The sequence below is a fragment of the Brevundimonas sp. UBA5936 genome (assembly GCA_002430835.1).
GTDB lineage: Bacteria > Pseudomonadota > Alphaproteobacteria > Caulobacterales > Caulobacteraceae > Brevundimonas.
In genome coordinates this window covers 1-23,280 of sequence record DJDA01000120.1, presented here as the reverse complement: position 1 = coordinate 23,280, position 23,280 = coordinate 1, and the positions used below count along the sequence as shown (strand labels likewise).

At 65.9% G+C, this 23,280-nt stretch carries 21 protein-coding genes; 14 read left to right on the top strand and 7 right to left on the bottom strand.

Annotated features, from left to right (window positions below):
- Window positions 1–52: 52 nt before the first annotated feature.
- From pgsA to B2Y21_RS12655, 5 genes are all read right to left on the bottom strand, one after another.
- A complete protein-coding gene (gene pgsA / locus B2Y21_RS12675) occupies window positions 53–679 on the bottom strand; it encodes a CDP-diacylglycerol--glycerol-3-phosphate 3-phosphatidyltransferase (RefSeq protein ID WP_292060225.1) in 627 nt (208 codons plus the stop codon).
- A 79-nt stretch (window positions 680–758) separates the two neighbouring features.
- A complete protein-coding gene (locus B2Y21_RS12670; protein WP_292060224.1) occupies window positions 759–1,373 on the bottom strand; it encodes a carbonic anhydrase in 615 nt (204 codons plus the stop codon).
- Window positions 1,374–1,427: 54 nt separating this feature from the next.
- The gene (gene uvrC, locus B2Y21_RS12665; RefSeq protein ID WP_292060223.1) at window positions 1,428–3,326 is read right to left on the bottom strand and encodes an excinuclease ABC subunit UvrC; all 1,899 of its coding nucleotides are present in this window, start codon (window positions 3,324–3,326) and stop codon (window positions 1,428–1,430) included.
- Between the two features lie 16 nt (window positions 3,327–3,342).
- On the bottom strand, window positions 3,343–3,789 hold the full coding sequence (locus B2Y21_RS12660) for a DMT family transporter (protein ID WP_128115044.1): 447 nt from the start codon (window positions 3,787–3,789) through the stop codon (window positions 3,343–3,345).
- A gap of 8 nt (window positions 3,790–3,797) precedes the next feature.
- Complete coding sequence (locus tag B2Y21_RS12655) at window positions 3,798–4,271, bottom strand: NUDIX domain-containing protein (protein ID WP_292060222.1); 474 nt, start codon at window positions 4,269–4,271, stop codon at window positions 3,798–3,800.
- A gap of 79 nt (window positions 4,272–4,350) precedes the next feature.
- Between B2Y21_RS12655 and B2Y21_RS12650 the strand changes: the two genes are divergently transcribed.
- From B2Y21_RS12650 to B2Y21_RS12615, 8 genes are all read left to right on the top strand, one after another.
- Complete coding sequence (locus B2Y21_RS12650) at window positions 4,351–5,058, top strand: DUF6624 domain-containing protein (protein WP_292060221.1); 708 nt, start codon at window positions 4,351–4,353, stop codon at window positions 5,056–5,058.
- Between the two features lie 8 nt (window positions 5,059–5,066).
- Window positions 5,067–5,198, top strand: a complete 132-nt coding sequence (locus B2Y21_RS12645; protein WP_003166112.1) for a hypothetical protein — start codon at window positions 5,067–5,069, stop codon at window positions 5,196–5,198.
- A gap of 31 nt (window positions 5,199–5,229) precedes the next feature.
- Window positions 5,230–5,967, top strand: a complete 738-nt coding sequence (locus B2Y21_RS12640) for an SDR family oxidoreductase (protein ID WP_292060220.1) — start codon at window positions 5,230–5,232, stop codon at window positions 5,965–5,967.
- A 90-nt stretch (window positions 5,968–6,057) separates the two neighbouring features.
- Window positions 6,058–6,594: a 6-pyruvoyl trahydropterin synthase family protein gene (locus B2Y21_RS12635; protein WP_292060219.1), complete on the top strand. Its 537-nt coding sequence runs from the start codon at window positions 6,058–6,060 to the stop codon at window positions 6,592–6,594.
- The gene (gene folB, locus B2Y21_RS12630; protein ID WP_292060218.1) at window positions 6,591–6,980 is read left to right on the top strand and encodes a dihydroneopterin aldolase; all 390 of its coding nucleotides are present in this window, start codon (window positions 6,591–6,593) and stop codon (window positions 6,978–6,980) included. The genes B2Y21_RS12635 and folB overlap by 4 nt, the downstream gene beginning before the upstream one ends.
- Before the next feature lie 57 nt (window positions 6,981–7,037).
- Complete coding sequence (locus tag B2Y21_RS12625; RefSeq protein WP_292060217.1) at window positions 7,038–7,412, top strand: serine/threonine protein kinase; 375 nt, start codon at window positions 7,038–7,040, stop codon at window positions 7,410–7,412.
- Between the two features lie 13 nt (window positions 7,413–7,425).
- Window positions 7,426–7,800, top strand: a complete 375-nt coding sequence (locus B2Y21_RS12620; protein ID WP_292060216.1) for a hypothetical protein — start codon at window positions 7,426–7,428, stop codon at window positions 7,798–7,800.
- A 27-nt stretch (window positions 7,801–7,827) separates the two neighbouring features.
- Window positions 7,828–8,118, top strand: coding sequence for a GNAT family N-acetyltransferase (locus B2Y21_RS12615; RefSeq protein ID WP_292060215.1), 291 nt, complete (start codon window positions 7,828–7,830; stop codon window positions 8,116–8,118).
- Between the two features lie 129 nt (window positions 8,119–8,247).
- On the opposite strand, the gene B2Y21_RS12610 is transcribed toward B2Y21_RS12615, so the two are convergent.
- Window positions 8,248–8,574, bottom strand: coding sequence for a hypothetical protein (locus B2Y21_RS12610; RefSeq protein WP_087138999.1), 327 nt, complete (start codon window positions 8,572–8,574; stop codon window positions 8,248–8,250).
- A gap of 154 nt (window positions 8,575–8,728) precedes the next feature.
- Window positions 8,729–11,044: an excinuclease ABC subunit UvrB gene (gene uvrB, locus B2Y21_RS12605; RefSeq protein ID WP_292060214.1), complete on the bottom strand. Its 2,316-nt coding sequence runs from the start codon at window positions 11,042–11,044 to the stop codon at window positions 8,729–8,731.
- Between the two features lie 397 nt (window positions 11,045–11,441).
- On the opposite strand from uvrB, the gene B2Y21_RS12600 reads away from it, so the two are divergent.
- From B2Y21_RS12600 to B2Y21_RS12575, 6 genes are all read left to right on the top strand, one after another.
- Window positions 11,442–14,498 carry a TonB-dependent receptor domain-containing protein gene (locus B2Y21_RS12600; RefSeq protein ID WP_292060213.1) on the top strand — a complete coding sequence of 1,019 codons (3,057 nt, stop codon included), beginning with the start codon at window positions 11,442–11,444 and terminating at the stop codon, window positions 14,496–14,498.
- Between the two features lie 268 nt (window positions 14,499–14,766).
- Window positions 14,767–18,036 (top strand): TonB-dependent receptor domain-containing protein, encoded by a 3,270-nt coding sequence (locus tag B2Y21_RS12595; protein WP_292060212.1) that lies wholly within the window; start codon window positions 14,767–14,769, stop codon window positions 18,034–18,036.
- A gap of 118 nt (window positions 18,037–18,154) precedes the next feature.
- The gene (locus B2Y21_RS12590) at window positions 18,155–19,291 is read left to right on the top strand and encodes a beta-ketoacyl-ACP synthase III (protein ID WP_292060211.1); all 1,137 of its coding nucleotides are present in this window, start codon (window positions 18,155–18,157) and stop codon (window positions 19,289–19,291) included.
- Complete coding sequence (locus B2Y21_RS12585; protein WP_292060210.1) at window positions 19,231–19,971, top strand: iron-containing redox enzyme family protein; 741 nt, start codon at window positions 19,231–19,233, stop codon at window positions 19,969–19,971. Before B2Y21_RS12590 ends, B2Y21_RS12585 begins: the two co-directional genes overlap by 61 nt.
- Window positions 19,968–20,897 (top strand): DUF6999 family protein, encoded by a 930-nt coding sequence (locus B2Y21_RS12580; protein ID WP_292060209.1) that lies wholly within the window; start codon window positions 19,968–19,970, stop codon window positions 20,895–20,897. Before B2Y21_RS12585 ends, B2Y21_RS12580 begins: the two co-directional genes overlap by 4 nt.
- Before the next feature lie 209 nt (window positions 20,898–21,106).
- On the top strand, window positions 21,107–23,280 hold a 2,174-nt coding region (locus B2Y21_RS12575; RefSeq protein WP_292060208.1), incomplete at its 3' end, for a thiamine pyrophosphate-requiring protein.

Genomic DNA, 23,280 nt, shown 5'->3' with positions numbered 1-23,280 from the left:
CCCTCATCCGTCAGGCTCCGCCTGCCACCTTCTCCCTCAAGGGGAGAAGGATTTAGAGATCCCGCATCTGCTTCTGGGCGGCGCTGAAATACTGCCAGCCGGTCCACAGCGTCACCAGGGCGGCCAGCCAGATCAGGGCGTCGGAGAACAGCTGGAAGGCGGGCAGGTAGTCGAACGGCAGACCCCAGCCGTCCCAGTTGCGGGCGAACAGCTGGCAGCCCAGCGCCACCATCTGCAACGTCGTCTTCCACTTGGCGGCGAGGGTCACCGGCAGGTTGATGCGCCCGGCCATGGTTTCGCGCAGGGCCGAAACGGCGAACTCGCGGAACAGGATCAGGCCGCACGGAATGATGATCTGCTGTACCGAACCTGAGGTCAGCACGCCCAGCACGGCGCCGGTGACCAGGATCTTGTCGGCGATCGGGTCAAGGATGGCGCCCCAGCGCGTGGTGGCGTTCCAGCGACGGGCCAGATAGCCGTCGATCCAGTCCGTTGAGGCGGCGATGACGAAGATCCAGAAGCCCGTCCGGTACATGGCGAACTGGTCGTCAGGGCTCAGCCAGGCCGAGACGAAGGGAAAGCCGCTGGTCGCGCCCGCCAGCAGCAGGAACATGACGATCCCGGCCGCCAGCCGCAGGCTGGTCAGGATGTTGGGGATGGCTTTGTAGGCAGGGGCCATGACGTCTTCCGTTGCAACACGCCGGGTGTGCCACGGTTCGCGGCCAGAGGCGAGGGCGGGCTGAGCGGCGAGGGCGTCCTCAGTCCAGCCGCTCGAACCGCCCCGGTCCCGTCAGCTTGGACAGGATGCCCAGCGCGATGCCGAAATGCAGGCCGCTGAGCTTCAGTTCGCCCGCCGCCTCCTTTTCCGCGATCCAGGGGAAGGTGCGCAGATTGTCCAGCGACAGGCGCACCACGGCCTCTTCGGCCGCGCACTCGACCTGTTCGGCGGGCAGGGTCTCGACCGCGCGGCGCACGCTGGGGGCGGCCTGCTCGACCCAGGGGGCGACGAAGTCCTGACAGTTGGCGGGCGCGCCGTTCAGCATGGCGTTCACCCCGCCGCAGGAGGCGTGGCCCATGACGACGACGTGTTTGACCTTCAGCACATTGACGCCGAACTCCAGCGCCGCAGAGACGCCGTGCAGCTTGCCGTCGGGCTGATAGGGCGGGACCAGATTGGCGACGTTGCGCACCACGAACAGCTCGCCCGGTGCCGTGTCGAAGATCAGGGCCGGGTCGGCGCGGCTGTCGGAACAGGCCACGACCAGGGTGTGCGGCTTCTGACCGTTGGCGGCCAGGGCTTCGTATTCGGCGCGTTCGGACGGCCACCGATTCTGGCGGAAGCGGTGATAGCCCTTGGTCAATTCGTTGGTCATGAAGCGCTTCCTAGACCCGCGACGGTTGGTCGCTCAACCCGAAATCGGCGTCCTTCACGACTTGTGAAAGAAGCCGTGGATGCGTTCGGCCAGCGCCTGGCTGACGCCGTCCACCTTGACCAGATCGGCGACCGAGGCGCGGCTGACCCCCTTGGCCGAGCCGAAGGCGTGCAGCAGGGCCTTCTTGCGTCCCGGCCCGACGCCTTCGATTTCGTCCAGTGGGTTCTTCTTGATGTCCATGGAGCGGCGCTTGGCGTGGGCGCCGTTGGCGAAGCGGTGCGCCTCGTCGCGCAGCCGCTGGATATAGTAGAGCGCCGGGCTCTTCAGCGGCAACATGAAGGGCGGCTTGCCGGGCATGAAGAAATGCTCCTTGCCCGCGTCGCGGTCCGGCCCCTTGGCCACGCCGACCACGGCGATGTCGTCGACGCCCAGGTCGGCCATGACGGCCAGCACCTCGGCCAGCTGGCCCGCCCCGCCGTCGACTAGCAGCAGGTCGGGGCGCTCGACCGCCTCTCCGGCCTCCTCGTCCTTGACCAGCTTGCCGAAGCGGCGGCGCATGACCTCGCTCATCATGCCGTAGTCGTCGCCGGGGGCCAGGTCTTCGCCCTTGATGTTGAACTTGCGGTACTGGTTCTTGCGGAAGCCGTCGGGCCCCGCGACGATCATGCCGCCGACGGCGTTCGTTCCCTGAATGTGGGCGTTGTCATAGACCTCGATCCGCTCGGGCCGGGCGTCCAGGCCGAAGGCCTCGCACACCTCGTCCAGAATCTTCGACTGGGCCGAGTTTTCGGCCAGCTTGCGGCCCAGCGCCTCGCGGGCGTTGGTCAGGGCGTGGTCGACCAGGCTGGCCTTGCCGCCGCGCTGGGGGCGGGCGATCTCGACCCTGTGTTCGGCCTTCATGCTGAAAGCTTCCTCCAGCAGCTCCAGCTCATGCGGGCGGACGTTGGACAGGATCAGGCGCGGGACCGGCTTGTCCTCATAGAACTGGCCCAGGAAGGCGGCGAGGATTTCCGGGTCGCTGTCGGTCTTGTCCACGCGCGGGAAATAGGCCCGGCCGCCCCAGTTCTGGCCCGCGCGATAGAAGAAGACCTGGACGCAGGCCTGGCCGCCCTCGGCGTGCAGGGCGAAGACGTCGGCCTCGGCCACGCCCTCGGCGTTGACGCTGTTCTCCATGGCGATGGCCGACAGGGCGCGGATGCGGTCGCGCACGCGGGCGGCGGTCTCGAAGTCGAGGTCGTCGGACGCCGCCTGCATCTCCTGCGACAGGCGGCCGATGACGGCGCGCGACTTGCCGCGCAGGAACTGCTCCGCCTCCGTGACCAGATCGCCGTAGTCCTCAAGGCTGATCAGGCCGGTGCAGGGCGCCGAGCAGCGCTTGATCTGGTGCAGCATGCAGGGGCGGGTGCGCGTCTCATAGACGCTGTCCGAACAGGACCGCAGCAGGAAGGCCTTCTGAAGCGTGTTCAGGGTGTGGTTGACCGCCCAGGTCGAGGCGAAGGGGCCGAAGTAGTCGCCGGGAATCGTATGGGCGCCGCGATGCTTCCTGACCTGAGGCGCGCGGTGGTCGCGACGGATCATCAGTTCGGCGAAGGACTTGTCGTCGCGCAGAAGGACGTTGAATCGAGGCTTCAACTTCTTGATGAAGTTCGATTCGAGCAGCAGGGCCTCGGTCTCGGACGCCGTGACGACCAGCTCCATCGCGCGGGTCAGCGACACCATCAGGCCGATGCGCTGGGTGTGGAAGCGGCCTTGCGCGTATTGGACCACGCGCTTCTTCAGCGACTTGGCCTTGCCGACATAGAGGCAGGCGCCGTCCTCGCCGTACATGCGATAGACGCCGGGCTTGTCGGGCGCGCGCCGGGCCTCGTCCGCGATCAGTTCGGCGGCCTGAAGCGGAAGGGCGTTCGCCTGCGAGTCGGGCGTCTCCGGAATGTCGGGCGTCGGGTCGGTCATCAGCCGGGATATAGGCTCAGCCGCGCCGGACCAGAAGCACCCCGCCGATCACCAGCAGCACTCCGGCGACGCGGGTCAGGCTGATCGGCTGCTGCGGCACGCCCATGACGCCGAAATGGTCGAGGATCAGGCTCAGCGCCAGCTGGCCCGCCACCATCAGGGTGATGGTCAGCGCCACGCCGATCTTGGGCACGCCCCAGGCGGCGGCCACCACGAAGACGCAGCCGTAGAGGCCGCCCAGCCATGCCCAGGCAGGCAGGGCCTTCATCGCCTGCACGTCCGGCCGGGCCTGCAGCGTCACGGCGACGAGGGCCAGGGCGACTGTTCCCACGAAGAAGGAGACGAGCGCCGCATTGACCGGCGAGCCGACGGCGCTGGCCAGCCGCGCATTGGTCGGTCCCTGCAGGGCGGTGGCGGCGCCGCCCAGGATCATGGCCAGCAGGGCGAGGACGGGAAGCTGCATCGGCGATCTCACCAGTTCGGATCAGGCGCGGCGCCGCCGAAGATCTCGGCCAGACGGTCGCGGGTGGCGCGGGTCGTGTCTTCGGGCAGGGCGTCGGGGTGAAACCAGCCGATCTCGGCGATCTCGCCGTGGCTGGTCCGCTCGGTCAGGTCGAAGGCGTCGATGCGAAAGACCAGCACGTGATCCCCCGGAAAGAAGCGTTCGTTGGAGTGAACCGACAAGAGGCGCGGCTCGCCCCGGACAATCAGTCCGGCTTCTTCGCGCAGTTCGCGGATGACGGCGGCTTGCGTCGTCTCGCCCTTGTCCACCCCGCCGCCGGGCAGCCACCAGCCTTCCAAGTACGTATGCTTGACCAGCAACACCCGGCCCTCGCCGTCGACCACGGCGCCGCGCACGCCCAGCGTCATCCCCCGGCTCATTCGCGACCAAGCGAAGAACAGCGGCCGGGTGAAGGGTTCGATGCGAGTGCGCCAGGTGGTCATTCGGCAAGCATGGCATGGCGGATGGTAGGGCGCACCATGGCTTGTGGTAGTCTGCTATGAAGAGGAACGGGGGGCGACGATGTTGCTGGCGGCGGTCATGTTGGGGCTTCAACTTCAGGCGCTTTCGCCTGAGACGCAGGAGATCATCGCGCCAGTGAGCATGGCGATTGAAGAGGTGCGAGCGCGGCACGCCGTCCTTGGGACGGCGCCTGACGACAGGGCGCGCCTGGAGCGGATGGGGGAGTTGGATCAGGCGGGACGGCAGGTCATTGTCCGCTTGGATTTCTCGCGCATACCGGACACGGAGCGTATGGCGGCGGTTCGAGCTGCGGGAGCAGCGATCGAAGCGGTGGACCAGGAAAATCAGCAGGCGCTTCTGGCGATGACGCCGCCCGAAGGCTGGTTCCTGAAAAGTCGATATGGCGACAAAGCCTCTGCGGCCGCTTTCCACATTATCCAGCACTCGGACGAGGGTCTGTGGCGGCGTTTCCTTCCCGTACTGGAGCCGCTGGTCGCGACGGGAGAGATCGACGGTCAGAGCTACGCCATGATGTTTGATCGCTTGGCGACATCCGAGGGACGTCCCCAGCGCTATGGGACGCAGTTTCGTTGCGACAACGGCAAATGGCGGCCCTATCCGATCGAGAGTGTCGAAGACTTGGAGGCTCGCCGAGAGGAGATGGCCTTCCCCGTCCCCTTCGCCGACTATCGCGCGCACTTTGAAAGTCAGCCGCAATGTCCGCAGACCTTGTCGCCGCCTCCGCCCGGCATGGTCGTTGACGACTGAGCCATGGCTTGAACAGGGGCGCGCTTGCCCCTATTCGGGGGCGGAACAGGAGACCCATCATGCTGGCCATCGCCACCATCTTCGCCTTCATCGCCGTCGTCGCCGCCTTCAACTACTTCGAGTTCGGCCGGGTTGACTGAGCCCAGGTCGGGTGACGCCCCTTCGAGGGGCGTGGCGCTGGTCACGGCCGCCTCGCGCCGGATCGGGGCGGTGCTGGCGAAGGCGGCGGCCCAGGCGGGCCATGACGTCGTTGTCCACTATCGCTCGGACGCGCAAGGCGCGCAGGCCGTGGTCCAGGCCATCGAGGCCATGGGACGGCGCGCCGTCGCCGTTCAGGCCGAGCTGACGGACGCCGGGGGGCGCGCCGCCCTGATGGATCAGGCCGCCGCCTTCGGGCCGTTGCGGGCGCTGGTCAACAACGCTTCCCTGTTCGTTTATGACCAGTTGGAGACCTTCCAGGAGGCGGATCTGCGCCTTCATCACGAGGTCAACGTCCTGGCGCCCCTGGCCCTGATCCGCGACTTCGCCGCGCGCCTGCCGGACGGGGACGAGGGCGTGGTGGTCAATATGCTGGACTATAAGGTCACGGCGCCGAACCCGGACTTCTTCTCCTATACCGTCAGCCGCGTGGGCATCGCCCATATGACCGGCGCCCTGGCGCTGGCCCTGGCGCCGCGCATCCGCGTCTGCGGCATCGCGCCGGGTCTGACCCTGCCTTCCGCCGGATGGCCTGAAGCCGACTATCAGGCGGGGGCCGAGGCCACGCCGCTGAAGCGGCCGGTGGCGGTCGAGGATCTGGCGGCCGCCCTGACCTTCATCCTGACGGCGCGCAGCCTGACGGGGCAGAACCTGGTGGTGGACGCCGGCGCCGGCCTGACCCGCCGCGACCGCGATCTGGAGTTCGCCTGAGGCGGTTCGCCCAAGGGCGTTCGTCGTCACATGACCTTTATTTGCCGATAGGTTGGTGCTTTAGCTGCCGCCATTCATCCTGAGGCCTTCATGCCCGCTGTCCGTTTCACTCGCCGCTTCTCGATGGCGCACCGGCTGATCGCCGATGCGGGGTCGAAATGCGCCGTGCCGCATGGACACAATGAGTTCGTGACGGTGACGCTGGAGCCGACGGCCGAGATCGCCTTCGGCGGCTCCAACCACGCGGCCTCGTTCGAGCGGCTGAAGGCGCGTTGGCACGGTTTCGTCGACCGCAGCCTGGATCACGCCTTCCAGCTGAACCGCGCCGACCCCCTGCTGGCCTGGTTCCAGCAGCACGAGCCGCATCGCCTGAACCAGGTGCTGACCGTGGACGGCGATCCGACGACCGAGGCCCTGGTCATCGCCCTGTGGCGCAAGCTGGAAGCCATCCTCAAAGCCGAAGGCCTGCCCTTCCGCCTGGCCGAGCTGGCCGTCGAGGAGACGCCGACCAACACCGTCCTGACGCGCGGTCTGACCGAGGCGGAGCGGGCCTGGGAGCTGGGCGCCTGGTGCGACCGGGCCGATTTCAGCATCAATGATCTTCTGCCGCCGGAGACCTGGTCTTGAGCGCCGTCGTCACCCCCCTGCCGTCCGTCGAACCGCGCCGCCTGGGCCTGAAGGTCATGGTGCGCGCCCTGAAAGTCGAGGCCTCCATCGGCTTCTATGATCATGAGCATGGGCGGCTGCAGCCCCTGGTGGTGGACGTCGAGCTGGACCTGGGCGCCGCGCCGGTCGAGCGGCTGGCCGATACGCTGGACTATGACGGCGTGGCCCGCATCGTGCGCGAGCTGGCGGCGGGGCCGCACATCGCCCTGATCGAGACCTTCGCCGAGCGCACGGCCGTCGCCTGCCTGGCCGATCCGCGCGTGCTGAACGTCGTCGTGCGGGTCGAGAAGCCCGGCGCCATTCCCGATGCGGCGGCCGCCGCCTGCGAAGTCGCCTATTCCCGCTGAGGCCGGTTGCGCGGGATCGTCCGTCCCGCCATCATCCCGGCCTGACAAGAGGTTCCGATGGTTCAGTCCGGCGATTACAGCAGCAACAGCGGCGGCGAGGTCTCGGCCGATCTGACGGGTCTCTATGCGGGTTACGCCCTGATCCTGCTGGCGGCGCCGACCTTCGGCGCGGCGGCGGCGATCGGCCTGCTGCGCGTATGGCGTCGACCCGCGCCCGCCGATCCGGTGCTGCGCAGCCACTTCGTCTTCCAGCAGCGGACCCTTCTGGCGGCGGTGGTCGCCATCATCGCCGGGGCGGTGCTGATTCTGGTCAACGTCGGGGTCTTCGTCCTGTTTGTCATGGCGGTGTGGACCATCGTGCGCGGCGCCCTGGGCCTGAAGGATCTGCTGACCGGGCGCCCCATCGCCGAGCCGCGTCGTCTCTTCTACTGAAAGGTTCGCCGTCATGAGCGATCAGAACACCGCCGCGCCCGTCGCGGGCCGAGACGGCGCCGTGGTGGCGTGGATTCTCTATATTCTGTCGATCCCCAGCGCGAACCTGCTGGTGCTGGTCGGGCTGGTGCTGGCCTATGTGAACCGGGGCTCGGCGACGGGGCTGGCGGCCCAGCACGTCGAGGCGCAGATCAGGCTGTTCTGGTCGGTGTTCTGGATCAGCGCTGTCCTGTGGGTGCTGGTGGCGGTCAGCGCCGTGGCCTCGGCCTTCCTGATCGGGATTCCGTTCCTTCTGCTGTTCGGGCTTCTTTTGCTGCTGGTGTCGATCTGGTTCACGGTGAAAAGCGTTCTGGGTCTGATGGCCCTGCTGACCGACCGGCCGGCCTGAGCTGAACCGTTCCCGGGAGGAGCCGCCGTGCCCGACTTCAAAGACCACGCCGCCGACCGCCGCTTCCAGCAGATGTTCGCCGACGCGGACGGGGCCGAGCATCCCGTCTGGGCAGAGTATGCGGTGCGCGGCCACGCCCGCGTCATCCTGCATGTCGAGGCCCACCCGGCCCTGCGCGGCGCGGGGGCGGCGGGCCGCTTCATGCAGGCCCTGGCCGAGCACGCCCGCGCCGAGGGGCTGACCCTGATCCCGCATTGCAGCTACGCGGTCGCCTGGCTGAAACGCCATCCCGAGTACGAGGATGTGGTGGGGTCGTAGCGGGCCGCGCGGTCAGAAGGATCCGCCTTCTGGCTGTTCCGCGCCGCCCTTCGGCTCGACCCGACGCGGCTTTGCGCTTCGCGCGCTCAAGCAGCGAGCCGCCGCGCGGCGAGCGGTAGCGCCCTTAAATCAAGGATGACTCTTCGCTACGATGGCCTTCATGGTCTCGGCCTTGGCGGGCAGATCCTGGACCAGCCGGGCGGCCAGTTCGCGGGCGCCGACGGGATAGGCGTCGCCGCCGTCGGCGATCTCCTTGGCCATGTCGGCGGCCTTGCACAGGGCGACCTCGAGGGCCTCGACCTGTTCGAGCGCCAGGGCGCGGGCTTCGGCCTGCAGGCGCTTGACCCGTTCGGCGGTGGTTTCGGGCGCGCGCATCAGGTCATAGACCTCGGCTTCCGGCGAGGAGACCACGCGCAGGGCGGCGCGGGCGTCGGATTCATTGCTGGACTTGGTCATCGGCGTCTCTCCTTAACGCACCATGCCGCATTTTCGCCGCAAGGTCGCATCCCATTTTGCGGCCAAGCTCGAGGGCGCGCCGCCATGTTGCCCGCAAGCCTCATGAACCGGGCCTTATGAATCGGGGATGAAGGGCGGCCGAAAGCGAGAACCCTTACCGCCCCTTCCTGAACGCCTCGGCCTTCTCCGCCGCCGCCTCCTTGCGCCAGCGCTTCGGGGCTGACTTGTCGACCTCTTCGCCCGCGCCCGTTAGCGCTTCGTTGGCGAATTCGAGGTCGAGGAGCTTCATCTTCTTGATCTCGTCGCGCAGGCGGGCGGCTTCCTCGAACTCGAGGTTGGCGGCGGCCTCGCGCATCTTGCCTTCTAGGTCCTTGAGGGCGGCCTGGAAGTTGGAGCCGACGAAGGGCTTGGCCTCCTCGGCGACGCCGGGGCGGGTCAGGCGGTCCAGGTCGCGGGACTCATAGGGGCTTTCGAGGATCTCCTTGATGTCGCGCTTGACCGTCTCGGGCGTGATGCCGTGTTCGAGGTTGTAGGCCTGCTGCTTCTCGCGGCGGCGGTCGGTCTCGGCGATGGCGCGCTCCATCGAGCCGGTCATGCGGTCGGCGTAGAGGATGACGCGGCCGTCGACGTTGCGCGCCGCGCGGCCGATGGTCTGGATCAGGGAGGTTTCCGAGCGTAGGAAGCCCTCCTTGTCCGCGTCGAGGATGGCGACCAGGCCGCACTCGGGAATGTCGAGGCCCTCGCGCAGCAGGTTGATGCCGATCAGCACGTCGAATGAACCGAGCCGCAGGTCGCGCAGGATCTCGATCCGCTCCAGCGTGTCGATGTCGGAGTGCATGTAGCGGACGCGCACCCCCTGTTCGTGCATGTATTCGGTCAGGTCTTCGGCCATCTTCTTGGTCAGGGTGGTGACCAGGGAGCGGTAGCCGGCGCGGGCGGCAGCCTTCACTTCGTCGATGACGTCGTCGACCTGGTTGCGGGTGGCGCCGGAGACGGGGCGGATCTCGACCGGGGGGTCGATCAGGCCGGTGGGGCGGATGACCTGTTCGGTGAAGACGCCGCCGGTCTTGTCCAGCTCCCAGGCGCCGGGGGTGGCCGAGACGAAGACCGTCTGGGGCCGCATGGCGTCCCATTCCTCGAACTTCAGCGGGCGGTTGTCGATGGCGGAGGGGAGGCGGAAGCCGTACTCGGCCAGGGTCGACTTGCGGCGGTAGTCGCCGCGGAACATGGCGCCGATCTGGCCGACGGTGACGTGGCTCTCGTCCACGAACAGCAGGGCGTTGTCGGGGATGTATTCGAAGAAGGTCGGCGGCGGCTCGCCCGGCGCGCGGCCGGTCAGCCAGCGGCTGTAGTTCTCGATGCCAGCGCAGGAGCCGGTGGCCTCCATCATCTCCAGATCGAAGCGGGTGCGTTGTTCGAGGCGCTGAGCCTCCAGCAGCTTGCCGTTCTCGACCATCCAGTCGAGCGTCTCCTTCAGCTCGGCCTTGATGCCGTTGACGGCCTGATTGAGGGTCGGGCGCGGGGTGACGTAGTGGCTGGCGGCGTAGACCGTGACCTCGTCCAGCGCATTGGTCTTCTTGCCGGTCAGGGGATCGAACTCGTCGATGGCCTCGATCTCGTCGCCGAACAGGCTGATGCGCCAGGCGCGGTCCTCGAGGTGGACGGGGAAGATCTCCAGCGTGTCGCCGCGCTTGCGGAACATGCCGCGCTCGAAGTGGACGTCGTTGCGCTTGTACTGCAGGGCGATGAGGTCGGCGCGCAGCTTGGCCTCGTCGATCTGGTCGCCGACCTTCAGGCCGAAGGTCATGGCGGTATAGGTCTCGACCGAGCCGATGCCGTAGATGCAGCTGACCGAGGCGACGACGATGACGTCGTCCCGCTCCAGAATCGCACGGGTGGCGGCGTGGCGCATCCGGTCGATCTGCTCGTTAATCGACGAGTCCTTCTCGATGTAGGTGTCGGTGCGCGGGACGTAGGCCTCGGGCTGGTAGTAGTCGTAGTAGCTGACGAAATACTCGACCGCATTGTCGGGGAAGAAGGCCTTGAACTCGGAATAGAGCTGGGCCGCCAGCGTCTTGTTGTGGGCCAGGATCAGGGCCGGGCGCTGGGTCTGTTCGATCACCTTGGCCATGGTGAAGGTCTTGCCCGAGCCGGTGACGCCCAGCAGCACCTGTTCGCGATCGCCCTCGTCCGCCTGAGTCACGAGCTCGGTGATGGCCGAGGGCTGGTCGCCGGCGGGCTGGTAGCGGGTCTCCAGCCGGAAAGGAACGCGCTTCTTGTTCGTCGGCCGGTCGGGGCGGTGGGGCACCCAGTCGGCAGGGGCGGCGGGCGCCTCCTCGGGCGTCAGACGCGGGCCGTTTACGGGCGCGAACATCGGCGCGCGGCCGTGGTCGAAGGCGACCGGCGCCTCGCTGAGACCCGGATTGGGCGTGTGAACGGGCTTGGTCGATTTCGTGGGAGAACGGGCCATGAACATCAAGGTAATGCGCGCGCGCGCAAGGCGCTAGAGCGTGGCGAGGCGGGGAGGGCGGTTAGCTCTGTCTTCCTGCGACCACAGGTTGATCTTCAGGTCGCCATGTTTCAGATCAAGCGTCGCCTTAAATGTGGCTAGACAGACTTATTGAGAACATATTTGGGCAAAATGTGGTGAAAAGGGACAAAATAACGGTTTGAACTCGGCGTTTGCGCGTCAAAAATGCCTCATAATTTGCCCTAACAATGATTTTTTGAAAGAAATAGGTTGATGCTATGACGAGCCAGCCATAGCCATTGCCACAGCCAAGAAGCGTAATGACGAACATTGGTTTTCAGCGTCGTTCATAGAACGATGTGATGTTCAGTAACAATTAACAGGTACACAGAGGCTTATGCGCACTCGTAAAGACTACCTGCTGGGCACGACGATGGCGGCTGGCGCTGCTGCACTGTCGATGGCCATGCTTATTCCGGGGACGGCGCTTGCTCAAAGCGCTTCGAATACTGACCAGGAAGCGACCCAAGTCGACGAAATCGTCGTCGTCGGTTCGCGCATCCGTCGCGACAACTATAACGCGCCTTCGCCCACTCAGGTTGTGACGCGCGAAGAAGCGACCCTGCAAGGCTTCGCCTCGACCACGGAAGCGCTGCAGAGCACGGCCGTCACGGGCGGCACCTCGCAGATCACCAGCGCCTACGGCGGCTACGTCACGGACGGCGGCCCCGGCGCCAACACCATCGGCCTGCGCGGCATGGGCCCGAGCCGCACCCTGGTGCTGCTGAACGGTCGTCGCGTCTCGCCCGCCGGTTCGCGCGGCTCGGTCGGCTCGGCCGATCTGAACGTGCTGCCGACCGCCATGATCGACCGCGTCGAAGTCCTGCGTGACGGCGCCTCGTCGGTGTACGGCTCGGACGCCGTGGCCGGCGTGGTCAACATCCAGACCCGCAAGAATTTCGAAGGCCTGATCTTCGAAGCCCAGCGCAACGAGCCGCTGGAAGCCAACGGCAACGGCGGTTCGACCCGTCTGTCGCTGACGGCCGGCGCCCGTGGCGACCGCTGGCGCGCCGCCGGCTCGATCGAACGCTATGAGCGCGACGAGCTGACCCTGCGCGACCGCGAGTTCACGCGCTGCCAGACCGACGGCCGCCGCAACGGCCGCGACTTCATCGACCCGCTGACCGGCATGTCGAAGTGCTATCCGATCACCGGCACGGGTTCGAACGGTTCGTCGATCAACACCATCGGCACGGGCGCCCTGACGTCCGACGCGCTGACGGCCAGCCTGACGGGCGCCACCCTGCGTCCGGACCTGGTCTTCGCTCAAGGCGTGTCCTCGACGGCCCTGGCCAACGGCGCCTACTTCGACCGCTGGCGTCCGAACGCGGGCGCGGCGACGGGCCTGGTCGGTTTTGAAGGCGTCGGCGGCGCCTATCTGAACGACCGCAATAAGCCTGAAGGCCTGGTCGCGCAGAACGTCAACATCCGCGACACCTTCGACGACCGGATGCTGAACAAGTCGCTGATTTCGCCGGTCGAAATCACCACCATCTACGGTGAAGGCGGCTATCAGCTGAACGCTCTGGGCAATGCTGAAGTCTACGGCGAATTCCTGCTGAACGTCCGCGAGTCCTCGCAGACCGGCTACCGCCAGCTGGCCCTGGACTACGCCAAGGACAGCCCGCTGATCCCGGCTAACCTGGCCTGGAGCACCTTCTCGGGCGACCAAGGCCTGAGCAAGGGCAAGCCCGTCGGCGTCCGCGCCTTCATCGGCTTCGGCAACGACCGCTCGCACCAGGAGCAGCGCTTCAACCGCAACGTCGTCGGCATCAAGGGTGACTTCTTCATCCCGGAATGGCGCTATGACCTGGCGGCCAGCTATTCCAAGTCGCGTTCGGAATACACCAGCCAGCAGTTCCTGACGGATCGTCTGTCGGAAAGCCTGGATGTTGTCAGCAACGGCGCCGGCGGCTTCCAATGCCGTGAACTGGCTTCGAACCCGGGCTGCGTCGCGGCTCCGGCCCTGACGTCGCAAACCATCGGCGGCGTGCTGCCGAAGGATTGGGTCGACTACGTCTTCCGTCCGGTCAAGGGCATCACCGAGTTCGAAGAGAAGATCGTCAGCCTGGGCCTGGACGGCCCGCTGTTCGACCTGCCGGCCGGCAAGGTGATGGGCTTCTTCGGTGCGGAATGGCGCGAGTCGGAAATCGACGACACGCCCGCCCTCGATTCGCAGATCGGCAACACCTACAACTACTCGACCGCCGCCATCACGCGCGGCACCGACTCGGTGTGGGAAGTCTTCGGCGAAATCGAAGCGCCGCTGCTGCGTGACCAGCCGTTCGCCAAGGAACTGACGCTGAACGCCTCGTTCCGCTACACGGACTACGACTCCTACGGCGACGACACGACCTACAAGGTCGGCCTGGTCTACCGCCCGATCGACTGGGTCACGGTTCGCGGCACCTACGGCACCTCCTACCGCGCCCCGGCGCTGTTCGAGCAGTTCGTCGGCGCCACCACCGGCTTCCTGTCGGCCGGCGCAGACGTCTGCAACGACTACACCGGCGAAGACGTCAGCCCGAACCGCGCCGCCAACTGTAAGGCTGCCGGCCTGCCGTCGGGCTTCAACTCGAAGAACGGCATCACGGTCATCAGCAAGGGCGGCGCTGAAGCCAACCTGGCGGCTGAAACCTCGACCAACATGACCATCGGTCTGGTGCTGCAACCGCCGCTGCCGATGTCGTGGGGCGATCTGGCCTTCGCCGTCGACTACTATGAGATCGAAGTCGAGAACGGCGTGTCGCAATACGGCGCGACCAACATCATGGAGCGTTGCTACGACTCCAGCGCAGAAGACTTCAACGCCGGCGTGGGCTTCTGCTCGCTGCTGGAGCGTGACAAGGACACCTTCGCGCTGACGGTCCAGAACGGCTACGTCAACCTGGCCACCGACATCGTCAAGGGCTTGGACTACACCGTGCGCTACCGCAAGGACGTCGGTCCGGGCACGGCGCTGTTCAACCTGGCTGTCACCCAGTACACGGAAGTCTCGAACAAGCTGTTCGCTGACGACCCGCTGGAAGACTACAAGGGCATGGTCAACACGCCGGAGTTCACCGGTACGGCTGACCTGTCCTATGCTTGGGACAAGTGGCGCGTGCGCTACGGCGTTGAGTGGATCAAGGGCATGGACAGCTATGCCTATTATGAAGAAGATCCGGCGACCAGCCAGTACGACCTGGCGGTTGACGACTACTTCCAGCACAACGCCTCGGTTCAGTACACGGCTGACGGCTGGACGGTTACGGCCGGCGTTCGCAACCTGCTGAACGAAGATCCCCCCGTCGTCTCGTCGGGCGTGCACAACCGGGTCGGCAACGCCCCGCTGTACTCGGGCTACGACTACCTGGGCCGGACGGCCTTCGTGAACCTCACGAAGTCCTTCTAAGGTCTGACCTGATTTCAGGTTGAGGAGAGGGCGGCGGACTTCGGTCCGCCGCCTTTTTTATTGCCGACCATGTGGTTGGAGGGGATCAGCGGCCACGCCTTCCAACCTTTGCGCGTGTCAGAATATGGCGAAAATGTTTCACTTGTGGGGCAATGAGCAATATACCGTCGCTATTTTGACTTAATTTGTTGCGCAAGCGCGGTTTCTGAGCGGAAAAGACGTGCGCTGGGAACGAGGGGTTCTGCGGCGCGTCTAGGAAAATTAAAGAATGCTCAGCAAAAACAAACTGTTGGGATCGACGCTGATCGCCGGGATGGCGATCGCCGGCGGCATGGCCCTCGCGCCGAACGCCGCCTACGCCCAAGAAGAACAGGTGAGCCAGGTCGATGAGATCGTGGTCACGGGCTCGCGCATCCGCCGCAGCCCGACCAACTCGCCCACGCCGCTTATCCAGATCGGCCAAGAAGAGCTGATGCAATCGGGGCAGGTCAACGTCATCGACTTCCTGGCCGATATCCCCGCTCTGTCGACCTCGGTCGTGCCGGAAGACACCACCGGCTCGAACCTGAACGACGGCGGTCTGTCGCTGCTGAGCCTGCGCGGCCTCGGGTCGGTGCGCACTCTGACCTTGGTCGACGGACGTCGCCATGTGGGTTCGACGCCTGGAGGTCTGTCGGTGGACGTCGACACCATTCCGCGTCTGCTGGTCGCCAGTACGGAAGTGATCACCGGCGGCGCCGCCGCCGTTTACGGCGCGGACGCCGTTTCGGGCGTGGTCAACTTCGTTCTGCGCAAGGACTTTGACGGGCTGGAGATTGACGGCTCGATCGCCGAGGTCAACCAGGACCACCAGCTCAGCCAACGCCTGTCGGTGCTGTGGGGCCAGAACCTTCTGAACGACCGATTGAACTATTACGTGTCGGGCGAGTATCAGCGCAGCGATGAGGTGCTGGACGCGGACGTCGACTGGCGTCGTGAGTCGTGGGCCCTGATCGGCAACGATTCCGATCCGGCCTCGGCGTCGTCGGACGGGGTGCCGGACCAGATCCTGATCCGCAACGCCCGCACCTACATCCGCGGCACCAATCTCGGCGGCATGACCATCCTGGCCACCGGCGTGAAGCCCAGCCCGGCCGGCGATCCGGATGTGCCGTTCGGCAGTTGCTCGTCGACGTCCTTCGCCGCCAACTGCTTCGCCCTGGCGCCCGACAATCGTCTCGACAACGCCTATCTCTATGACGACAACGGCGTGTCGCGCGGCGTGACCTTCGGCACGATCCGTCAGGGCACGGGCATCAACCGCGTCGTCAGCAACGGCGGCGAGGGCCAGCTGCTGAACACCGAGCAGGGCCAGGCCAGCCGCCTGCCGGAATCGACCAACTATCGCTTCCAGACCGGCCTGAATTTCGACATCACGAACAACATCCAGCTGTTCGCCGAAGCCAAGTATGTCGAAGAAGAAACCTATGACGCCGGCCAGCGCGTCTTCCATGACTTCAATATTCGACAGTTGGCGCCGAACACCATGGGCGCCATCACCAGCACCTCGGCGTTCGAGATCGGTCTGGACAACGCCTATCTGCCGGAGAACGTGCGTACTGCGATCCGGAACAATCGTCGCGACGTTTTCAACTCGGCCGGCGTCCTGACGGGCAACGTCGCCGATGCGCGCGCCCAGCACAAGCTATACGGCCCGGCCCGCAACCAGCTGAACAACCGCGATCTTCAGCGCTATGTCATTGGTCTGCGCGGTGATCTGGGCGACATCGGTTTCGTCAAGGACGTCAACTGGGAAGCCGGCTACACCTATGGCGAGATGAACAACAAGAACCGCGAACTGGGCGTGGACGTCGTTCGCTATCAGGCCGCCGTGGACGCTGTGGTTGATACCGCGGGCCTGGTCAACGGCCGCGCGGGCGAGGTCGTCTGCCGCGTGCAGCTGATGAAGGCGCGGGGCATCGCCGTGCCGGACGCAAGCGTGACCAGCGGCGGTGTGACCACCACCTACTCGCGTCAGGGCGCGGTCATCGACGAGTGCGCGCCGATCCGCGTCTTTGGTCCGGGCGGCTTCAGCCAGGAAGCCCTGGACTACATCCAGGCCTCGGTCACGGTCACCGACCAGAACAAACAGCACGACTTCATGACCTATGCGTCGGGCAAGCTGTGGGACTTCTGGGGCGCCGGTCCGATCGGCGCGTCGATCGGGTATGAGTACCGCAAGGAAATTACCAGCGGCACCGGCCGTGACCGTGATCGCGCGGGTCGCTTCCTGTTTCTGAACGCGGGTCCGGATTTCCCGGAAGCCAGCTACGACACCAATGACATTTTCGCCGAAGTCAGCATTCCGCTGCTGCGCGACTCTGTCCTGGGGCGTTCGGCCGAGATCAGCGGCGCCTATCGCTTCTCTGACTATTCGCACGTCGGCAAGCAGGACACCTACAGCGCCCAGTTCCAATGGCGTCCGGTCGATCAGTTCATGTTCCGCGCCACCACCGCGACCGCGATCCGCGTTCCGAACCTGGCCGAGACGCATGATCCCTACAGCCAGACCTTCGCAAACGGCTTCATCGACCCCTGCAGCGCCACGGTCATCAACAACCTTGCCGATCGCTCAATCGCCACCAACCGTATCGCCAACTGCGGCGCCCTGGCCAAGGCTGCGGGGCTGGATCTGAGCTTTGCAGATCCGTCCGCCGCCAACGCCTATCTGCCCAACTATGGCAGCGGCTCGGTTTCCGGTCTGGCGGGCGGCAACCGCTTGCTGAAGCCCGAAACCTCCGAGAGCTTCACGGTTGGCGGCGTCTGGACCCCGGACTTCCTGCTGCCGAACCTGCAGGTCGTAATGGACTACTACGACATCGAGATCAGCGATGCGATCGACTCGGTGACGGCTCAGGATGCGGCCAATCAGTGCGTGAACGGTGACGCTGTGAACACCGGCGCCTGCGCCACCCAGACCCGCGACGCCACGTCCTTCCTGGTCACGAGTTTCGTTCAGGGTTCGCTGAACTATGCGGCGCTGACGGCCAAAGGCGTGGACTTCACGGTTTCCTACCGCACGGACCTGCCGGAGTTCTTCGGTCGCAACTGGGGGGCGTTCAGCCACGCGATCCGCGGCAACTGGCTGATTGAGCAGCACGACTTCGTCAACATCGAGGATCCGACAGACGCGGACATCAACGAAGACACGGTTGGTGACCCGCGCGTGCGCTTCCTGTCGACCATGACTTGGGAGCCGACTTCGACCCTGGCCTTCACCTGGGCCTGGGACTGGCAGGCGAGCCAGGAAATCTTCGACGTCGACAACATGCGCTCCAATCCGGACCTGTATGCCACCTCGAAGTACCTAGAGACGGGCGACTTCTCTCAGCACGATTTCTCGGTCCGCTGGGCGGCGCGGGACAACCTGACGATCCGCGCGGGCGTGGTGAACGCCTTCGACGCCGAGCCGGCGCGCTGGCTGGGCAATACGACTTCGGACAACTTCGACCTGTTCGGACGTCGTTTCTTCCTGAGCTTCAACTATCGTCCGTTCTAAGACGGGCCTGATTTCAGGTTGATGAGAGGGCGGCGGACTTCGGTCCGTCGCCCTTTCTGCTTTTGAAACGGCAGTTTCTGGGTTGTGCGAAGCGGGGCGGGTCGCCAAGCTCCGCGCCATGAGTGAGCTTCGCGACGTCTTCATCACCGGGACCGGCGCCGTCCTGCCCGGCGAGCGGATCGGCAACGATCGGATGGAGGACTTCATCGGCCGCATCGGCGGGCGGGCGTCCGCCGTCGGGCGACGCGCCCTGCGCTGGAACGGGATCGAGGGGCGGCACTACGCCCTGGATGCTGACGGGGCGCCGTTGCATTCCAACGCATCCATGTGCGCCGGGGCGGTGCGGGCGGCGCTGGATGAGGCGGGGCTGAGCCTCGGCGATTTGCAGCATCTGGGCGCGGCGGCGACGCAGGGCGACTATCTGGTGCCCGGTCACGCCAGCGCGGTTCAGGCCGAACTGGGCGCCGGGCCGCTGGAGGCGTTCAGCTATCAGTCGGTCTGCGCCAGCGCCCTGATGGCGGCCAAGGGGGCGTGGCTGAGCGTGCGCGCGGGCGAGGCGGACGTGGCCGCCGCCTGTGCGGGCGAGTTTTCCTCGCGTTGGTTCCGGCCCGCCTTCTATGAGGGCACGGCGCTGGTGGACGAGAAGGGGCGGGCGCGGATCGAGGCGGACTTCCTGCGTTTCACCCTGTCGGACGGGGCGGGCGCCGTGGTGATGGAGCCGAGGCCGAAGCCTGAGGGCCTGAGCCTGAAGGTCGAGTGGATCGACATGACCTCGCTGGCCGGGCGCTTCGATCCCTGCATGTGGGCCGGGTCGACGCCGGAAGCGCGGGCCGACATGACCAGCGCCTGGAGCCACGCAGGCCCTGTGGCCGCCCATGCGGCGGGGGCGGTGGCGCTGTTGCAGGACTTTGAACTGCTGAAGATCGTCATTCGCGCCTGGATCGGCGTCTGGCTGGAGAAGGTGGACGCCGGGCGGATCGTGCCCGCTCAGGTCGACCATCTGCTGTGTCATTACTCCGCACGGTCGCTGCGCGAGGAGATCGTCGGCCTGCTGGAAAGCACGGCCGCCATGATCCCCGAAGAGAAGTGGTTCACGACCCTGGCTGACAGCGGCAATGTCGGCTCGGCCTCGATCTGGGTCATGCTGGACGCCTTCCTGAAGTCGGGACGCGGAAAGCGCGGAGACAAGGTGCTGTGCATCGTGCCCGAGAGCGGGCGGGCGATGATCGGCTTCATGATGCTGGAGATTGTGTGATGGCGGAACAACTGGCCGAGGCGGCGGTCGCCGACACCCTACGGAAGCTGGCGGTTGTCTTCGCCGATTTCGAACAGCGGCTGGAGGCGACGCCGCTGATCCGCAAGCTGACGCGGGGGCGGTTCGAACTGGCCGACTACCACGCCTTTCTGATCAACCTGCGCCAGCAGGTGAAGGACGGGGCGCTGTGGATGAGCCGGGCGGCGTCGAACATCGGCGAGGATCATCTGGAGCTGCGCTCGACCCTGATGCGCCATGCGGTGACGGAGCATCGCGACTTCCGCCTGCTGGAGGCCGACTTCGTGGCGGCGGGCGGGGCGCTGGACGACATTCAGTCGGCGCCGAAGAATGTGGGGTCCGAGGCCCTGTCGGCCTGGATGTTCCATGAGGCGTCCAAGCCCGATCCCTTCGGCCTGCTGGGCGCCATGTTCGTCATCGAGGGGCTGGGCTCGATCAAGGCGCGGCCGTGGGGCCTGAAGGTGCAGGAGCGGCTGGAACTGCCCGATGAGGCGGTGCGCTTCCTGTTGTATCACGGCGACAACGATGCCGAGCATATGAAGGAGTTCGAGGAGATGCTGGGCATGGTCCTGCCCGATCCCTTCATCGCCGAACGCATCGTCACGACGGCCAAGGTGACGGCTCGGCTCTACGCCCTGCAGATCGAGGAGATCGCGGCGTGAGATACTACAAGCCGGGGGAGGATCCGTTCGACCCCGCGCGGTTCGACCCCAAGGATCCCGATCCGTGGATGGCGCTGTATCTGGACCACAGCCTGCCGATCGACGACGGGGCCAAGCGCGATCTGTTGCTGGGGGCGCGGTCGCGGTCGCGGCGCTGGCTGTTCCCGGTGGCGCGGCCGCTGGTGTTCCTGTTCTTCTGTCTGGTGAAGGTGCTGCGGGTCATTTCGCCGAAATACCCGAACCTGAACGGCCTGCTGCACAAGACCATCCACTGGGGCCTGCGGACCTTTGTGACGCCCGAGGGCAATCGGGTGATCCTGCGGCACTTCCACGTTGGGTCCGAGCTGACCGCCTTCGTGCGCGAGAACGCGGGCGTGGGCGACAAGGTGACGAAGTGGCCGCTGACGCCGACGCGGCTGAAGGACATCGAGCCGGACCTGTTCCTTCAGCACGACCTGAACATCTTCAACTTCGTCATCGAGATGAACGCCGTCCTGCGCGCCGAAGGGCGGGAGCTGATGCCGCCCGAGCGGATCGACTTCTCCATGATCTCGGACGCGTTTCCGCCGTTCGAGGAGTTTCCGCGCAAGTGGCACAACTTCGTCGACGTGCAGACGGCGGTGGAGTTCTACACCCCGATCTATGCGCTGATGCTGCCGCGCGACGACTTCGTGCGGGCGTCCAGTTCGCTGCAACTGGACGAGGTGATGGCCATCTATATCGCCCGCATCCTGGGCACGAGCTATCATATGGCCTTCGTCAAGAACGGCCATCCGCTGGTGGCGCTGTCGACGCTGCAGGCGGGCTATCGGCTGATGATGCACGGGCTGGATTCAGAGGCCATGCACGGCTGGCTGCGGGTGATGAAGGCGCGTCAGGCGGCGGGCCTGCCGCTGGACCCGGCCAACTCGGGCGCGCCGAAGTAGGGCGCTGCGGTCCAACACCGTCACCCTCGGGCTTGTCCCGAGGGCACACGGCGGCTGCAAGCTCAAGGGCGCGTCGTTTTCATACCTGCCCTCCACATCCCGCGCCAAGCCAAGAGGAACGCTGGGCCCTCGGGACAAGCCCGAGGGTGACGAGGTAAGAGGGTTGATTTCCGCTGGCGCGCGGCGCGGCGGCTGCTAGCGTGGCCGTCATGAAATCGGCGCGCTCCTTTCTGACCTCCCTCAGCACGATGGTGCTGCTGTCGCTTGTGCTGGGCCTGCTGGCCGGGGCGGCGGCGCAGGCGTGGGGTCTGCCGGGCGGCCATGTCACGGCGGACTTCATTCAGGCGCTGGGCCAGCTGTGGCTGAATGCGCTGAGGATGACGATCATCCCGCTGGTGTTCAGCCTGCTGGTGACGGGCATCGCCTCCATCGCGGATGCGGCGCGGACCGGGCGGCTGGCGCTGAAGGCGGTGTCGTGGTTCGGAGGGCTGATCGTCTTTGCGACCGTCTATGCCGTGGCGGCCGCCTATGGGCTGCACGCCCTGTGGCCGATCGATCCGGAGGGCGCGCGCCTGTTGCTGGCGATCAAGCCCGAGGGCGCTGAGGGCCTGGGCGCCGGCGCGCCGTTTAGCGAGTTCCTGAAGACCATCGCCCCGTCCAACCCGATCCGCGCTGCGGCCGAGGACGCCATCCTGGGCATGGTGGTGTTCGCGGTCTTCTTCGGCTTTGCGGCGTCGGGCCTGCCGGAACGGCTGCGGGTTCCGCTGATCACCTTCTTCGAGGCGGTGGGCGAGACGATGATCGTCATCGTCCGCTGGGTGCTGAAGGCGGCGCCGCTGGGCGTCTTCGCCCTGTCGATCGGGGTGGGGCTGACGGCGGGGGCCAGCGCGGCGGGGGTGCTGCTGCACTATGTGGCGCTGATCTCGCTCGCCTGCATCGGCATCGGCCTGATCTTCTATCCGCTGGCCGTCATCTTCGGGCGGGTGAGCCTGGGCCGGTTCGCGCGGGCGGCGGCCCCGGCGCAGGTACAGCATCTGGTCGATCGCGGCGTGCGCATCGCCAAAGCGCAAAACGGCGTGGCGGTGCTGATCCTACCGAAGGACTTACAGGATGAGCCCTGGCAGGCGCCGCAGCATCTGCACGGCTTTACTCACTCCGGCCCCGGCTATCAGCGGCCGAAAATTGTCCCTTACCATGAGGATCTGCTGCGCGCCGCCGAGGTGCTGAACGCCGGTAAAAAAGTGGCGATTCTGATCGGTTCCGGCGCGCGCGGCGCGGCGGTAGAAGTGGTGCAGGCGGCTAACCTGCTTGGTGCAGGCGTGGCGAAGGCGCTGCTGGGCAAAGATGTCTTGCCGGACGATGCGCCGTTCGTCACCGGCTCCATCGGTCTGCTGGGCACGAAGCCGTCATCAGAGATGATGAAAAACTGCGATACGCTGCTGATGATCGGCAGCGGCTTCCCCTGGACCGAGTTCCTGCCGGAAGAGGGCAAAGCGCGCGGCGTACAGATCGATATCGATCCGGCAATGCTCGGCCTGCGCTATCCCTGCGAAGTGAATCTGCATGGCGATGCGGCGGAAACGTTGCGCGCGCTGCTGCCGCTGCTGAAACGTAAAGAAGACCGCAGTTGGCAGGAGGATATCGCACGCCAGGTGCAGGATTGGTGGCAGGTGATGGAAGAGAGAGCGATGGCGCCCGCCAGCCCGGTCAACCCGCAGCGCGTGGTGTGGGAGATGTCGCCGCTGCTACCGGAAGACGCCATCGTCACCTCCGACTCCGGCTCCTGCGCCAACTGGTTTGCCCGCGACTATCGGGTGAAACAGGGACAGCGCGCCACGCTCGCCGGCGGCCTCGCCTGTATGGGCGCGGCGGTGCCCTATGCTATGGCCGCGAAGTTTGCTTACCCCAACCGGCCGGGGGTGGCGCTGGTCGGCGACGGCGCGATGCATCTGAACAACATGGCGGAGCTGATCACCATCCAGAAATACTGGAAGAGCTGGGGCGACGGACGGCTGGTGGTCTGCGTGTTCAATAACCAGGACCTGAATCAGGTCACCTGGGAGCAGCGCGTAATGGAAGGCAACCCGCGTTTTGAAGCCAGCCAGTCTATCCCCAACGTGCACTATGCCGCTTTCGCCGAAATGCTCGGTTTGAAAGGCATCTACGTTGTCGATCCCGAAAAGCTGAGCGGCGCCTGGCAGGAAGCATTAACCAGCGACCGGCCAGTGGTGCTGGAGGGGAAAACCGATCCTGAGGTCGCGCCGCTGCCGCCGCATATCACCTTTAAACAGGCAAAAGCCTTTATGGCTTCCATGGTCAAAGGCGATCGCGGCGCCGCGCAGGTGATTGGCGATACCGCCAGCCAGCTGCTGAACGAAGTGTT